Raw genomic sequence first — 13203 nt, 5'->3', positions numbered from 1 at the left:
GTTACCGCGGCCGCGCCCGGCAGCCCGGTACCCATTTTTCCCGGATTCCGGGCCTCTTGAAGCTGGCGAAACCGCTCCCATACTGGGAATTGAAGAGACCAGACCTGCGATCGCGGCTCTGGCGATTGCGTTGTGTCTCGACTTGTCCCTTTTCCATTCGGGAGTCCAACATGACCAGCTTTCCATTCAGCGACAACGGCTTTGCCACGGCGTTCGACGCCATCCAGGAGCATATGGACCGCGTGCTGCGAGGCGTCGGCGTTCCGGCCGCCTTGCGCGCCACGCCCCAGGCGCATTTTCCGCCGGTCAACGTGGGCGTGTCGGGCGACTCGATCGAGGTCGTCGCGTTCGTGCCGGGCGTGGAACCCGACACGCTGAACGTCTCGATCGAAAAGCGCCTGCTCACGATCAGCGGCGAGCGCCTGGCCCCGCAACTGCCGGACAATGCGCGCTACTACGCGCGGGAACGGTTCGAAGGCCGCTATACGCGTGTGGTCGAACTGCCCGCCGATGCCGATCCCGACAATGTGCAGGCGCGCTACGCCGACGGCTGCCTGGCCATTTCCATCAAGCGCAAGGAAGCGTCCAAGCCGCGTCTCGTGACCGTGCAGTGACGCGACCTTTCCCCCTACGCACCAGGAGTATCGATCATGAATGAACAGAAAGATCTGACCGTGCCCGCGCAGGAATCCGCTTCCGACAAGCGCGACACTCGCGGGGTCACCACCCCGGCCGTGGACATCTTCGAGGACCCGCAAGGCATCAGCCTGATCGCCGACTTGCCCGGCGTGTCCAAGGAGCGGCTGCGCATCAATGTGGAATCCGACGTCCTGCTGATCGAGGGCGAGGCCGCCGTGTCCGCGCCGGCCGGCCTGCGGCTGGTGCACGGCGAATTGCGCGCGCCGCTGTTCCGGCGCTCATTCAGGCTGGGCCAGGAGTTCGACCGAGGCGAAATCAGCGCCAGCCTCAAGCAGGGCGTGCTGACCTTGCGCATTCCGCGCGTGCGCGAGGCGCAGCCGCGCCAGATTCCCGTCCAGGCGGGCTGAGGCGGCCGCGCCAAAGAAAACGCCGCGGCCATTGCTGGCCGCGGCGTTTTCGCGTTCAGGTGGGCCGCCTCATTCCAGCTTGATGCCGGCCTTCTTGATGACTTCCGCCCAGGCGCTGCGCTCCTGGTCGGCGTAGGCCTTGAACTCCTCGGCCGACATCGGCATGGGGACCACGCCCATGTCCAGGATCTTCTGCGACACCGCGGGGTTCTTGAGGGTGGCGTCCAGGTCGGCGGACAGCTTCTTCACCACGCTCTCCGGCACGCCGGCCGGGCCCACCAGGCCTTGCCAGGCATAGGCGGTGAAATTGGCGACGCCTTGCTGGGCCATGGTCGGCGTGTCCGGCAGCACCGGCAGACGCTCCGGCGTCGCGGACGCCAGGACGCGCAGCTTGCCGGCCTTGACGTTGGGCAGGCCCGAGGCGAGGTCGATGAACATCAGGTCGACCTGGCCGCCCAGCAGGTCCTGGATGGCCGGCGCGGCGCCCTTGTAGGGCACGTGCAGCACGTCGGCGCCGGTGCGTTGCTTGAACAGCTCCAGCGCCAGGTGGTGGGGCGAGCCGGCGCCGGCGGAAGCGGCGGTCAGCTTGCCCGGCTCTTTCTTGGCGGCCGCGAGCACGTCGTCGACGGTCTTGAACGGCGAATTGATGTTCACGGCCAGCAACAGCGGGAACTTGGCGATGCCGCCGATGTAGGTGAACTTGGCCGGGTCGTACGACAGCTTGGCGTAGAGCGAGGAATTGAACGCCAGGGTGCCGGAGTCGGCGGTGCCGACCACGTAGCCGGAGGGTTCGGCCTGCGCGATGGCGGTGGCGCCGATGATGGTGCCGGCGCCGGGGCGGTTCTCGACCACGATGGTCTGGCCCAGCGCCTTTTCGAGGCCGCTCGCCACGGTGCGCGCCACCACGTCGGTGCCGCCGCCGGCCGGGTAGGGAACGATCCAGCGGACCGGCTGGGTGGGCCAGGATTGGGCCGAGGCCGCGCTGGCGGCCAGGGACAGGGCGGCGAGCGCCAGCAGGCGCTTCATGGGCTTGTGCATAGGGGTGTCTCCTCGTGCGGGAATGTCGAAAGCGCGACGGCGGCGTCCTTGATCGTCGTCAGGTTCGCGTCGCTTTTTTCTTGCGCCGCCATTATGCCTTGCGCTTATGCAAAAGGGCCCGAAAAAAAGGGCCCTTTTCCGGTCCACCCTCTGGACGGCCTACTGCGGATCGGGGTAGGCGCGCGCGCCGAAAACGGCCGTGCCGATGCGCACTTCGGTGGAGCCTTCCTCGATCGCCAGCTCGAAATCGCCGCTCATGCCCATGGACAGGCGGTCCAGCGAGACGCCGGGCAGGTTGTCCTGGCGCAGCCGGTCGCGCAGCTCGCGCAGGGCGCGGAAGCAGGCCCGCACTTCGTCCGGGTCCGGCGAATTCACCGCCAGGGTCATCAGTCCCCGAACGTGCAGGGTGGGGAAATCGGCCGCGATCCGGCGCAGGAAAGCGGGGACGTCGCCGGGGGCCATGCCGTACTTGCTGGGTTCGGACGAGGTCTTGACCTGCACCAGCACGTCCAGGCTGCGGCCTTCGTTGACCAGGCGACGGTGCAGGGCTTCCGCCAGCTCGACGCGATCCAGCGACTGGACCTCGGTGGCGTCGCGGGCGGCGTCGCGGGCCTTGTTCGTCTGCAGGTGGCCGATCAGCACCCATTGCAGGCCCTCGCCGGCCAAGGCGGCCGCCTTCTGGCGGATTTCCTGGGTTTTGTTTTCGCCGAACCGGGTCAGCCCCAGCGCCATGGCCTCGCGGATGGCATCGATGCCGAACGTTTTGCTCACGGGCAGCAGCGTCACGCTTTCCGGCGGGCGCCCGGCGCGCGCGCAGGCGTCGGCGATGCGTTGCTGGATCTGGGCAAGGCGCCCGGCCATGGTGTCTACGACGGTCATGCAGCTCTCTTGCAGGAACAGGATGTCCCATAGTGTAGGACTGCCCGGGATCGTTTCGCCACACCGCCGGGTTTCGCCGTTGACCCTGCGTAATCGGCAGGCTTAGAATTTGAAGAGATTTGTTTATATTTCAATGTTCTAAGCCGTCCGGCGCCGCCCCAGCGGGCGACACGGTTCTCCACTTTTCCTGTCCCCCCGCCATGTCCACCGCAGCGCCCGAATACGCTTTCGCCACGCCTTTCCGCACGCCTCCCGCCTCCCCCATCCGATCGCTGATGCCGTATGCCTTGCGGCCGGGCACGATTTCGCTGGCGGGCGGCTATCCCGCCCAGGAGCTGTTCGACGTCGAGGGCCTGACCATCGCGTCCACGCAGGTCATGGCGCGGCTGGGCGCGTGCCTGCAATATTCGAACATCGACGGCCAGGCCAGCCTGCGCCACGAACTGGCGCGCCTGTCCGCCGAGCGCGGGCTGGCCTGCGACGCCGACACCGAACTTGCCGTGACCGGCGGCTCGCAGCAGGCGCTGGCGCTCCTGAGCCGCGTCATGCTGCAACCGGGCGACCACGCCATCATCGAATCGCCCGCATTCCCCAATTCCGTGCAGGCCCTGCGTTACACCGGCGCAACGGTGCACACGGTGCAGTCGGGCCCCGAGGGTATCGACATCGAAGCGCTGGACGCGCTGGCCGCCCGGGTCAAGCCGAAGATCGTCTGCGTCGTCGCCTCGTTCTCCAACCCCTGCGGCGCCACCCTCACGCGCCAGCGCCGCCTGAAGCTGCTGGAGCTGGCGGTCAAGCATCGCTTCCTGATCGTCGAGGACGACCCGTACAGCGAGCTGCGTTTCGCCGGCGAGGCCGTGCCGCCCATCGCGGCCCTGGCCGAAGGCGAAGCCCGCCACTGGGCCGTGTACCTGGCCAGCATGTCCAAGACGATGGCGCCGGCGTTGCGCATCGGCTGGCTGGTCGCGCCGCCCGAGATCCGCCGCCGCTGCGTCGGCGCCAAGGCGGCCGACGACATGGCCTCGTCCGCGTGGATCCAGGAAGTCGTGGCCCAGTACCTGGCCAACGGCCGGTATGCCGAGCATGTGCCGCGCATCCGCGCCGCCTACGGCCTGCGCTGCGACGCCATGGCCGAGTCGCTCGCCCGCGAACTCGACGGCCGGGTCACCTTCAGCAAGCCCGAGGGCGGCATGTTCTTCTGGGCGCGCCTGACGGGCGAGGTGGATGCCACCCGCCTGCTGCCCTACGCCATCGAGCACGAAGTGGTCTATGTGCCGGGCAAGGCGTTCTACGCGGATCCGGCGCAGGCCGACCTGCATGCCATGCGCATGTCGTTCGCCACCATGAACGAAAGCCAGATCGCGCTGGGCATGCAGCGGCTGGCCCGCGCCCTGGACGCCTGCGAGGCCAACGAACCCGTGTCGATCTCGCTGGCGGCTTGACGGCGCGCATCCACCGCCCGCCGGCGGATTGCTATCCTTGCGCATGCGTCCCGGCCCGGCCGGGCGCGCATACCTAAATAAGCGCTTGTTATTTGGCGAGGGCGCTTCATGTCTATAAGCTTCTTGCCTCGGCGCGTCCCCGCGCCCGGCAGAAGAACAGGAAACAGGTCATGAACATTGCAAAAGGGTTGGTGGGCGCGGCGCTCTTGATGGCGGCGGCGCAAGGCGCGCAAGCGGCGACGCTGGACGTGGTGCGCCAGCGCGGCGCGGTGGCTTGCGGCACGACGACCGGGTTCGCCGGCTTTTCCGCGCCCGACGCGCAGGGCAAATGGCAGGGGCTGGACGTGGACCTGTGCCGCGCCATCGCGGCGGCCGTCTTCGGCGACGCCGACAAGATCAAGGTCGTGCCGCTCAACTCGCAGCAACGCTTCACCGCCCTGCAATCCGGCGAAGTCGACGTGCTGACCCGCAACACCACCGTGACGCAGCAGCGCGACACCGCGCTGGGCATCATCCATGCCGGCGTCAATTTCTACGATGGCCAGGGTTTCCTGGTGCCGAAGTCGCTGGGCGTGAAGAGCGCCAAAGAGATCAACGGCGCCACGATCTGCCTGCAGACCGGCACGTCCAACGAGAACACGCTGGCCGACTGGGCGCGCGCCAACAACGTCAGCTACAAGCCCGTCGTGATCGAGACGTTCAACGAAGTGGTCAACGCGTTCGCGGCCGGCCGTTGCGACGTTTTCAGCACGGACGCCTCGGGCCTCGCGTCGATCCGCATCTCCAAGCTGCAGAATCCCGACGACTACGTCGTGCTGCCGGAAATCATCTCGAAAGAGCCGCTGGGCCCCTTCGTGCGCCAGGGCGACGATGCCTGGCTGAACGTGGTGCGCTGGTCGCTGTCGGCCATGATCGAGGCCGAGGAATACGGCGTGTCGTCCAAGAACGTGGATGAACAGGCCAAGAGCGCCAACCCCAACATCAAGCGCATCCTGGGCGTCATCCCCGGCAGCGGCGCCAACCTGGGGCTGGACGAAAAGTGGGCCTACAACATCATCAAGCAGGTCGGCAATTACGGCGAAAGCTTCGAGCGTAACGTCGGCCAGGGCAGCCCCCTGAAGATCCAGCGCGGCCTGAACGCGCAATGGACCCAGGGCGGGCTGATGTACGCGCTGCCGATCCGCTGATCGGCAAGGCCGCCGCGGTCCGCGGCGGCCGGCTTCAGGCGCCCGGGCGCGCGTACAGCTCCGCGATCTTCACGAACGCGGCGCGCAGTTCGCGCGTGCCGCCCTGGAAGATCATGGGCCGCCCGCGGTGCGTGAACACCACCAGCCGCTTGGAAAACAGCATGGGCACGAAGCGCGCGTAGCGCACGTCTTCCCATGCGACTTCGCGGCGCGTGAACCAGGTCTGGCGCAGGCCGCGCTCGTCGATCGTGGTGATCGAGGTCTGCATGTGCCAGGACACGAACAGCAGCCCCAGGAAGCACAGCACGACGGCCGCGATGAGCAGGGTATCGTAGGGTTGCGACGGCGCGCGGATGGCGGTCGTCACCACCTGCACGCCGAGCACGGCCAGGATGATCCAGGTCAGGATCCGCACCCAGTCCGGCCACGCCTGGCCCGACAAGGGCAGGGGGCCGATGGCACGCAGCAGCGCTGCGTGATCCTCGGGGGCGGGTGTTCCGGCGGGAGCGCTCACGGGACTGTCTTCATGCTGCGCATTGCGGTATTCGCGCTGGGGGCGGCCCGGCGAACTCATGCGGCCCGTTTGGCGGCAATGGCGTTGCCGGCCCGGCTGGAACCCTTGCGGTTCAGATGGGACGACATCCATTGCCCGATGTCGACCACGGCGTCGAAATCCACGCCGGTGTCGATGTCCAGGCCGCGCAGCATGTACAGCACGTCTTCGGTGGCGACGTTGCCGGTGGCGCCCTTGGCGTACGGGCAGCCGCCCAGGCCGGCCACGGATGTGTGGAAGATGGAAATGCCGGTCTCCAGCGCCGCCAGGATGTTGGCCAGGGCCTGGCCGTAAGTGTCGTGGAAGTGGCCGGACACGCGCGCGGGGTCCACCACGCGCGTTACCGCCGTCATCACTTCGCGCACGCGCTTGGGCGTGCCCACGCCGATGGTGTCGGCCACGTCGATCTCGTCGACCTGCATGGCCAGGTAACGCTGCGCCACGTCCACCACCGATTCGATCGGGACTTCGCCCTGGTACGGGCAGCCCAGCGCGCAGCTGATGCTGCCGCGCACGCGGATGCCTGCCTCGCGGGCCGCCTGCACCACGGGCTCGAAGCGGGCGATGGATTCGGCGATGGAACAGTTGATGTTCTTCTGCGAGAACGCCTCGCTGGCGGCGCCGAAGATCACGATTTCGTCGGCGCCGGCGGCCAGCGCGCCCTCGAAGCCCTTCATGTTGGGCGTCAGCACGGAATAAATCGTGCCGGGGCGGCGCTGGATGCGAGCCATCACGTCGGCGCCGTCGGCCATTTGGGGCACCCATTTGGGGGACACGAACGACGCTGCCTCCACGTTCGGGAAGCCGGCGGCGCTCAGCCTGTCGACCAGTTCCACCTTGATGTCGGTGGGGACGAATTCCTTTTCGTTCTGCAGGCCATCGCGAGGCGATACCTCGACGATCTTTACACGGGAGGGCAAAGCCATGTCTCTTCCTGTTTGGGGATGGGATGAGCGGCGCTGCAAGGCTGCGGCGCTATCGCTCAATATTAGCGCCTACTTCAGACGCTGGTATCGGCCATCGTCCAGGCGGGCGATCCGCTCTTGCAGTTCCAGTTCCACCAGCGCCGCCTGCAGGTCGCCGGTGGCCAGCCCGCAGCGCGCCTGGATGGCGTCCAGGTGCAGGGGATCGAAGCCCAGCGCGTCGAGCACGGGGTGGTCCGGCAGCGCTGGAGGGGCGGCCCGGGCCGAGCGGGCCGCCTGGGGGACGGGCATCGGGCCGCCGCCGAGCTCGTCGGTGATGTCGCTGGCGGTTTCCACGAGCTTCGCGCCCTGGCGGATCAGCGCATGACAGCCCCGCGACAGCGGCGAATGGATCGAGCCGGGGATGGCGAAGACCTCGCGCCCGCTCTCGCCGGCCAGCCGGGCGGTGATGAGCGATCCGCTCTGCCGGGCGGCCTCCACCACCAGCACGCCGCGGGCCAGGCCCGCCACGATGCGGTTGCGCTTGGGAAAGTGCTGCGGTTGCGCGCCGGTTCCCATCGGCAGTTCGGACACCAGCGCGCCATGCGCCGCGATGCGGTGCGCGAGTTCGCGGTGCCGCGCGGGGTAGATGCGGTCGATGCCCGTGCCCATCACGGCCACCGTGCCGGCGCCTTCTGGGCCGGCGTCCAGCGCGCCTTCGTGGGCCGCGCCGTCGATGCCCAGGGCCAGCCCGCTGACCACGCGCCAGCCGTGGGCGGCCAGGTGGCGGGCGAAGGCGCGGGCGTTCTCGCGGCCGCCCGGCGTGGCATTGCGAGCGCCCACCACCGCCAGCGAGGGGCCTTGCAGGAAAGCCGGATCACCGGCGACGTAGAGCAGGATGGGCGGATCGGCGATCGTGAGCAGGCTTTGGGGGTAGGTCGGGTCGGCGAGCGTGAGGATGTGCCGGTCCGGCTCGGCCGCCCATTCCAGCGCGGCCTCTACCTGGGCCGCCATCTCGGCGGGCATGGGCGCCGCCAATTGGCGGGCGAGCGCCTCGGGCACGTGCCGCGACAGCGCGGTGGCGCGCTGGGCGTAGATCTGCTCGGGCAAGCCCAGGGCGCTCAGCAGCGTGCAGGCGGTGGCGGAGCCGATGTTCGGTTCCAGGGACAGCCGCAGCCAGGCGGACAGTTCGGAGGCGGATTGCGTGAGCGGCATGGAGCGAAGGCGCGGGATTGCGTCGGTGGCGGTCCGTGAGTGTCGCATGTCGGGGCGCCGGCGCCGGCTCGGGGTGGACCGAATTGCGGCGTCGCGCAGCCGCCGGCAACCGGGGACACAGCAATCCCGCCAATCCGGGAATTAGCCGAAAACTATTAGAAATCAAGACTCTAATGAATTAAACTCTTGGTAAGCATCACTACCTGGCAATTCCCCTTCAATGGCTTTACTTCCTATTCTTCGCTATCCGGACCCGCGCCTGCACAAGAAGGCCAAGCCGGTCGCCGAGGTCGACGACCGCATTCGCCAACTCGTGCGCGACATGGCCGAAACCATGTACGACGCGCCGGGCGTGGGCCTTGCCGCGACCCAGGTCGACGTGCATGAGCGCGTCGTCGTGATCGACGTGTCCGAAGAAAGCAACCAGCTGCTGGTCTTGATCAATCCCGAGATCACCTGGCGCAGCGACGACTACAAGGTCTACGAAGAAGGCTGCCTGTCCGTGCCCGGCATCTACGACGAGGTCGAGCGCGCGTCCCGCATCCGCTGCAAGGCGCTGGATATCGACGGCAAGCCCTTCGAGTTCGAGGCCGACGGCCTGCTGGCGGTCTGCGTGCAGCACGAACTGGACCACCTGGAAGGCAAGGTATTCGTGGAATACCTGTCCAGCCTGAAGCAGAACCGCATCAAGACCAAGCTGAAGAAGGCCGAGCGCGAAAGGGCGTGACCCACCCCCTGCCCGCTTCGCGGGCCCCCGGTGGACCGGCGAAGCCGGCTCCGCGGCGCCCCGAATCGGGCAGGGCATCAGCATGCGCGGAAACGCGATTCCCCCCTGTTTCATTCTTTTCCAATTCCCATGCGCCTAGTCTTTGCCGGCACGCCCGAATTCGCCCGTATCGCGTTCGACGCCCTGCGGGCCGCCGGGCACGAAATCCCCCTGGTCATGACCCAGCCCGACCGCCCCGCGGGCCGGGGGCTGAAGCTCACGCCCAGCCCCGTCAAGCAGGCGGCGCTGGATGCCGGCATCGAAGTCGCCCAGCCCCGCAGCCTGCGCCTGGACGGGCGCTATCCCGACGAGGCCGAACAGGCCCGGGCGCTGCTGCAAAGCGTGGCGCCCGACGTGATGGTGGTGGCGGCCTACGGCCTGATCCTGCCGCAATGGGTGCTGGACCTGCCGCGCCTGGGCTGCCTGAACATCCATGCCAGCCTGCTGCCGCGCTGGCGCGGCGCCGCGCCCATCCAGCGCGCCATCGAAGCCGGTGACGCCCAGACCGGCGTGACCATCATGCAGATGGACCAGGGCCTGGACACCGGCGACATGCTGCTGGAGCGCATCGTGCCGATCGGCGCCGATACCAATGCGGCGATGTTGCACGATGCGCTGGCCCAGGTGGGCGGCGAAGCGATCGTCGAGGCGCTGGATGCCTTGGCCAAGGGCGGACTGACGCCGCGCAAGCAGCCCGAGGCGGGCGTGACCTACGCGGCCAAGCTCGACAAGGCCGAAAGCGCGCTGGACTGCGCGCAGCCGGCCGAATTGCTGGCGCGCCGCGTGCGGGCCTTCAACCCCGTGCCCGGCGCCAGCATCCGCCTGCCGGGCTTGCCCGATCCGGTGAAGGTCTGGCGCGCGCAAGCGCTGGATGGCGCGTCCGCGGCCGAACCCGGCAGCGTGTTGCGCGCTGACGGAACCGGCATCGATATCGCCACCGGGCAGGGCGTGCTGCGCCTGCTCGAATTGCAGAAGGCCGGCGGCAAGCGCCAGCCCGTGGACGTCTTCGTGCGCGGCTGGCAGCCGGCCTGAAGGCCGGGCGCCGGCGTGGGGCCGCGTCAGGGCGCGCGGCCCAGCAGGTCCACGTAGGCGCCGGACAACAGCTGTTCCGGCGCCACGCCCAGCGCGGCCATCAGGCTGCGGGCTTCTTCCATGCCGGCCTCCAGCGTTTCGCCGTCGCGCAGCACCACTTCCAGTTCCAGGAATTCCCCCAGGCCTTCGACGCGGTCCAGGTGGATGCGGGTGCGTCCCGCCATGAACAGCAGGCGCTGCTTCCTGACGCGGCCGGCGGTTCCGTAGGCCAGCGTGAGCGCCTCGCGCAGGGTGTCGGGCGTGTCCGTCCGGGAAATGACGTAGAAGCTTTCCTTTGGTCCGGTTTCGTCGCTGCGGCGATAGAAAATCAGTTCGCCCGTGCCGTCGGCGAAGGCGCGCAGCTTCAGGCGCCCGTTGGCGCAGGCGAAGAACGTGTCGTCCTGCGCGATGGAGACGGGCTCCTGGCCGGACAGCGCCGCCGCCAGCGGTTCAATGGCGTCCAGGCTGGCGACCCGGGCCTTGATTTCGACATTGCGGGCCATGCGGGGGCTCCTGGCCGCGTCAGTAGAGGGTGCTGGCCACGCGGGCGGGCAATTCGCGGTCGTAGGCGACGCCGTCGAAAGTGCCGGCCGTCAGGTCCGACAGGATGCGCCCCGCGCTGGGCAGCGCGCTGCGCGGCACCTGCGTCTGCGGATCCCACAGCTTGGAGCGCAGCAGCGCGCGCGAGCACTGGAAGTACACGGTATGCACGTCGACGACGAGCACCGAGCGCGGCAGCTTGCCGTCCATTTCGAAGCGGGCGAGCAGGGCCGGGTCCACGCTGATGCGGGCCGCGCCGTTGACCCGCAGGGTTTCGCCCACGCCGGGCACGAGGAACAGCAGGGCGACCCGCGGATCGGCCAGGATGTTGCGCAGGCTGTCGATGCGGTTGTTGCCGCGGCGGTCCGGCAGCAGCAGCGTCTTTTCGTCTTCCACCACGACGAAGCCGGCGGGGTCGCCGCGGGGCGAGGCGTCCAGCCCGTCGGGCCCGGCCGTCGCCAGCATCGCGAAGGGCGCGGCTTCGATGAAGGCGCGATAGTGCGGATGCACGTGATCCACTTCTTTCTTGATCGAGGCCTCGCCGGCCGCGCCGTACAGGGCTTGCAGCGTGTCGGCGTCGGAAATCAGGTGGGCGGGATCAAGGCGCATGGCGAAGAAGCTCCGGGTTCAGGTCAGGGTAGAGGGGAGGTCGGCGACCGTCAGGAACAGTTCGTCGGGGCTGCGTTCGCGCAGCGCCTCGACGTGGTTGTAGCCCCAGGCGACGGAGCCGATGCGCACGCCGGCCTTGCGCGCGGCGTCGATGTCGCGCATTTCGTCGCCCACCAGCAGGAAGCGCTCGGGGGCGGTGCCGTGCTGCTTGAGCAGCCGGTCGATCTTGGCGGACTTGCCGAACAGATCGGTGCCGCATTCGAAATCGTCGAACAGCGCGGCGGTTTCCTCGCCCAGCACGCGACGCACGTTCTCGATGGAATTCGAGCTCACCACGGCCAGGCGCAGCCCGCCGGCCTTCAGCCGCGCCAGCGCGTCGGGGATGCCGTCGAACAGGCGCACGCTGGGGTCGATCTCCTGCATCAACGTGCGCACGTGCGTCATGATGGCCGGGAGCTTCCAGAGCGGAATGCCCAGGAATTTCAGGATCTCGGACGCTTCGCGGTGGCGGAGCTGGTCGCGCTCGGCCGCGTCGATCTTGCGGAAGCCGTACTTGTCGGCCACCGTGTTCAGGATGGAGTTGAACCAGGGCATCGTGTCGGCCAGGGTTCCGTCGAAGTCAAAAGCGGCAATGTCGTATTTCAAGTGAAGAATCCAAAGCGCGGCGGGCGCGAGGCGTCAGACGCCGTTGGGATGAAGCAGATAGTGCACGACCGGCGCCAGGGCTTCAAGCGGTGGCGCGCTGGCCACGACGCGGGCGGCGTCGGTCCAGGGATAGTCCAGCGCCAGCAGCCAGCCGAAGACCGCCTCGGTATCCGCGGCCGGCAGGGTCACCATGCTTTCGATGGTGATGACCAGGCCGCTGGCGCGGTAGGGCTCGGGCTGGAATTCCCAGTCGTACCGGCCGCAGCCCACCCGCACGTTGCCGGTGGCCTTTTCCGTCATGCCGACGATCCAGTCGCATTGGTAACCCGGCAGGCGGGCGCCGGGCTCGGGCCGCGACAGATAGAAGGTGTAGACGTTCTCGTACGTCTGCCCGAACTTGCGCACCAGCGTGTCCGCAATGGCCGCCAGGCCGTGCGATTCGGGCGGGAAGGCGATGGCCTGGGTGCGTAAGGCCATCTTCAGCACCGCGTCCGGCGCGAAGGCGCGCGCCATGTAATGCGGGCGGTTCTCGTCCTTGGCGTGGAAGTAGTCGCGCAGGACGGATTCGGTGCTGGAGGGGGGCAATGCGTCGATGGACATCGCAAAGGCTTCCGTTAAGAGGCGGGATCGGGGGCCGGACGCGTCAAGCCTTGACCGGCTCGAACCACTTCGAGACGTTGGGCGGCTCGTAGATGGCGTAGCGGTCCAGCAGCAGCGCCGGGTCTTCCTCCACCACCAGCATGTCGCGATGCTGGGGGCGGATGAATTCTTCTTCGACCGCGTGATCCACGAACTGGACCAGCGCATCGTAGTAGCCCGCGATATTCAGCAGGCCGCAGGGTTTCCGGTGCATGTTCAGTTGCGCCCAGGTCCAGACTTCGAAGAACTCTTCGAGCGTGCCGGCGCCGCCGGGCAGGGCGATGAAGCCGTCGGCCTTCTCTATCATCATGGCCTTGCGCTCGTGCATGTTCTGCACCAGGTGCAGCTCGGTCAGGCCGCGGTGCGCGTGCTCTTTCTTCAGGAGCAGTTCCGGGATCACGCCGATCACGCGGCCGCCGCCGGCCAGCACTTCGTTGGCCACGACGCCCATGATGCCGACCACGGAGCCGCCGTAGACCAGGCCCAGATCGCGGCGGACCAGTTCCCTGGCCAGCACGCGCGCCTGTTCGATGTACTCGGGCCGGGAGCCGGGGTTCGAGCCGCAATACACGCAGATATTCTTCAGAGTCATAAAGGTTCGGTAATGCCTGTCCCCGTTACAGATTGCGTCACGGGTTTCCGGGAAGCCCATAGTTTACGCAAGGTTCGCA

16 protein-coding genes are annotated in these 13203 nt (G+C 68.0%); 6 read left to right on the top strand and 10 right to left on the bottom strand.

The window, feature by feature from the left end; genetic code table 11:
• Positions 1–170 precede the first annotated feature (170 nt).
• Complete coding sequence (locus ADE01S_RS24075) at positions 171–614, top strand: Hsp20/alpha crystallin family protein (protein ID WP_062684267.1); 444 nt, start codon at positions 171–173, stop codon at positions 612–614.
• 36 nt (positions 615–650) lie between these two features.
• Positions 651–1046 (top strand): Hsp20/alpha crystallin family protein, encoded by a 396-nt coding sequence (locus ADE01S_RS24070; protein ID WP_062684266.1) that lies wholly within the window; start codon positions 651–653, stop codon positions 1044–1046.
• A gap of 69 nt (positions 1047–1115) precedes the next feature.
• On the opposite strand, the gene ADE01S_RS24065 is transcribed toward ADE01S_RS24070, so the two are convergent.
• Complete coding sequence (locus ADE01S_RS24065) at positions 1116–2084, bottom strand: Bug family tripartite tricarboxylate transporter substrate binding protein (RefSeq protein ID WP_062684265.1); 969 nt, start codon at positions 2082–2084, stop codon at positions 1116–1118.
• A gap of 159 nt (positions 2085–2243) precedes the next feature.
• Positions 2244–2963: a YggS family pyridoxal phosphate-dependent enzyme gene (locus ADE01S_RS24060; RefSeq protein WP_062684264.1), complete on the bottom strand. Its 720-nt coding sequence runs from the start codon at positions 2961–2963 to the stop codon at positions 2244–2246.
• A 200-nt stretch (positions 2964–3163) separates the two neighbouring features.
• On the opposite strand from ADE01S_RS24060, the gene ADE01S_RS24055 reads away from it, so the two are divergent.
• Positions 3164–4405, top strand: coding sequence for an aminotransferase-like domain-containing protein (locus tag ADE01S_RS24055; RefSeq protein ID WP_062684263.1), 1242 nt, complete (start codon positions 3164–3166; stop codon positions 4403–4405).
• Between the two features lie 170 nt (positions 4406–4575).
• On the top strand, positions 4576–5592 hold the full coding sequence (locus ADE01S_RS24050; RefSeq protein ID WP_062684262.1) for an amino acid ABC transporter substrate-binding protein: 1017 nt from the start codon (positions 4576–4578) through the stop codon (positions 5590–5592).
• Positions 5593–5626: 34 nt separating this feature from the next.
• Here ADE01S_RS24050 and ADE01S_RS24045 read toward each other — a convergent pair whose 3' ends face one another.
• The 3 genes from ADE01S_RS24045 to dprA form a co-directional block, all read right to left on the bottom strand.
• A complete protein-coding gene (locus tag ADE01S_RS24045; protein WP_062684294.1) occupies positions 5627–6106 on the bottom strand; it encodes a hypothetical protein in 480 nt (159 codons plus the stop codon).
• A 56-nt stretch (positions 6107–6162) separates the two neighbouring features.
• Positions 6163–7071 carry a hydroxymethylglutaryl-CoA lyase gene (locus tag ADE01S_RS24040; protein WP_062684261.1) on the bottom strand — a complete coding sequence of 303 codons (909 nt, stop codon included), beginning with the start codon at positions 7069–7071 and terminating at the stop codon, positions 6163–6165.
• A 69-nt stretch (positions 7072–7140) separates the two neighbouring features.
• Positions 7141–8262: a DNA-processing protein DprA gene (dprA, locus tag ADE01S_RS24035; RefSeq protein ID WP_062684260.1), complete on the bottom strand. Its 1122-nt coding sequence runs from the start codon at positions 8260–8262 to the stop codon at positions 7141–7143.
• A 220-nt stretch (positions 8263–8482) separates the two neighbouring features.
• Here dprA and def point away from each other — a divergent pair, with 220 nt between their 5' ends.
• Together def and fmt are read left to right on the top strand one after the other, a co-directional pair.
• Positions 8483–8989, top strand: a complete 507-nt coding sequence (gene def / locus ADE01S_RS24030; RefSeq protein ID WP_062684259.1) for a peptide deformylase — start codon at positions 8483–8485, stop codon at positions 8987–8989.
• Positions 8990–9118: 129 nt separating this feature from the next.
• On the top strand, positions 9119–10060 hold the full coding sequence (gene fmt, locus ADE01S_RS24025; RefSeq protein ID WP_062684258.1) for a methionyl-tRNA formyltransferase: 942 nt from the start codon (positions 9119–9121) through the stop codon (positions 10058–10060).
• Between the two features lie 26 nt (positions 10061–10086).
• Here the strand turns inward: fmt and ADE01S_RS24020 are convergent, their stop codons facing one another.
• The 5 genes from ADE01S_RS24020 to ADE01S_RS24000 are packed head-to-tail and all read right to left on the bottom strand — an operon-like array spanning position 10087 to position 13124.
• Complete coding sequence (locus tag ADE01S_RS24020) at positions 10087–10602, bottom strand: class IV adenylate cyclase (protein WP_062684257.1); 516 nt, start codon at positions 10600–10602, stop codon at positions 10087–10089.
• A 19-nt stretch (positions 10603–10621) separates the two neighbouring features.
• Entirely contained in the window at positions 10622–11248 is a 627-nt protein-coding gene (locus tag ADE01S_RS24015) for a pyridoxamine 5'-phosphate oxidase family protein (RefSeq protein WP_062684256.1), read from the bottom strand.
• Positions 11249–11266: 18 nt separating this feature from the next.
• Positions 11267–11893, bottom strand: coding sequence for an HAD hydrolase-like protein (locus ADE01S_RS24010; RefSeq protein ID WP_062684255.1), 627 nt, complete (start codon positions 11891–11893; stop codon positions 11267–11269).
• 33 nt (positions 11894–11926) lie between these two features.
• A complete protein-coding gene (locus tag ADE01S_RS24005; protein ID WP_062684254.1) occupies positions 11927–12493 on the bottom strand; it encodes a hypothetical protein in 567 nt (188 codons plus the stop codon).
• Positions 12494–12536: 43 nt separating this feature from the next.
• Positions 12537–13124: an LOG family protein gene (locus ADE01S_RS24000; protein ID WP_062684253.1), complete on the bottom strand. Its 588-nt coding sequence runs from the start codon at positions 13122–13124 to the stop codon at positions 12537–12539.
• Positions 13125–13203: the final 79 nt, after the last annotated feature.

This window comes from Achromobacter denitrificans NBRC 15125, assembly GCF_001571365.1.
In the GTDB taxonomy this organism is placed as follows: domain Bacteria; phylum Pseudomonadota; class Gammaproteobacteria; order Burkholderiales; family Burkholderiaceae_B; genus Achromobacter; species Achromobacter denitrificans.
Note: the sequence above shows the minus strand (reverse complement) of the source record. Positions and strands in the feature narration are given on the sequence as shown.

What these genes read in the sequence shown, in the direction of transcription:
- ADE01S_RS24075 (WP_062684267.1), top strand. Translation starts at nt 171, where the DNA reads ATGACCAGCTTTCCATTCAGCGACAACGGCTTTGCCACGGCGTTCGAC.
- ADE01S_RS24070 (WP_062684266.1), top strand. Translation starts at nt 651, where the DNA reads ATGAATGAACAGAAAGATCTGACCGTGCCCGCGCAGGAATCCGCTTCC.
- ADE01S_RS24065 (WP_062684265.1), bottom strand. Translation starts at nt 2,084, where the DNA reads ATGCACAAGCCCATGAAGCGCCTGCTGGCGCTCGCCGCCCTGTCCCTG.
- ADE01S_RS24060 (WP_062684264.1), bottom strand. Translation starts at nt 2,963, where the DNA reads ATGACCGTCGTAGACACCATGGCCGGGCGCCTTGCCCAGATCCAGCAA.
- ADE01S_RS24055 (WP_062684263.1), top strand. Translation starts at nt 3,164, where the DNA reads ATGTCCACCGCAGCGCCCGAATACGCTTTCGCCACGCCTTTCCGCACG.
- ADE01S_RS24050 (WP_062684262.1), top strand. Translation starts at nt 4,576, where the DNA reads ATGAACATTGCAAAAGGGTTGGTGGGCGCGGCGCTCTTGATGGCGGCG.
- ADE01S_RS24040 (WP_062684261.1), bottom strand. Translation starts at nt 7,071, where the DNA reads ATGGCTTTGCCCTCCCGTGTAAAGATCGTCGAGGTATCGCCTCGCGAT.
- dprA (WP_062684260.1), bottom strand. Translation starts at nt 8,262, where the DNA reads ATGCCGCTCACGCAATCCGCCTCCGAACTGTCCGCCTGGCTGCGGCTG.
- def (WP_062684259.1), top strand. Translation starts at nt 8,483, where the DNA reads ATGGCTTTACTTCCTATTCTTCGCTATCCGGACCCGCGCCTGCACAAG.
- fmt (WP_062684258.1), top strand. Translation starts at nt 9,119, where the DNA reads ATGCGCCTAGTCTTTGCCGGCACGCCCGAATTCGCCCGTATCGCGTTC.
- ADE01S_RS24020 (WP_062684257.1), bottom strand. Translation starts at nt 10,602, where the DNA reads ATGGCCCGCAATGTCGAAATCAAGGCCCGGGTCGCCAGCCTGGACGCC.
- ADE01S_RS24015 (WP_062684256.1), bottom strand. Translation starts at nt 11,248, where the DNA reads ATGCGCCTTGATCCCGCCCACCTGATTTCCGACGCCGACACGCTGCAA.
- ADE01S_RS24005 (WP_062684254.1), bottom strand. Translation starts at nt 12,493, where the DNA reads ATGTCCATCGACGCATTGCCCCCCTCCAGCACCGAATCCGTCCTGCGC.
- ADE01S_RS24000 (WP_062684253.1), bottom strand. Translation starts at nt 13,124, where the DNA reads ATGACTCTGAAGAATATCTGCGTGTATTGCGGCTCGAACCCCGGCTCC.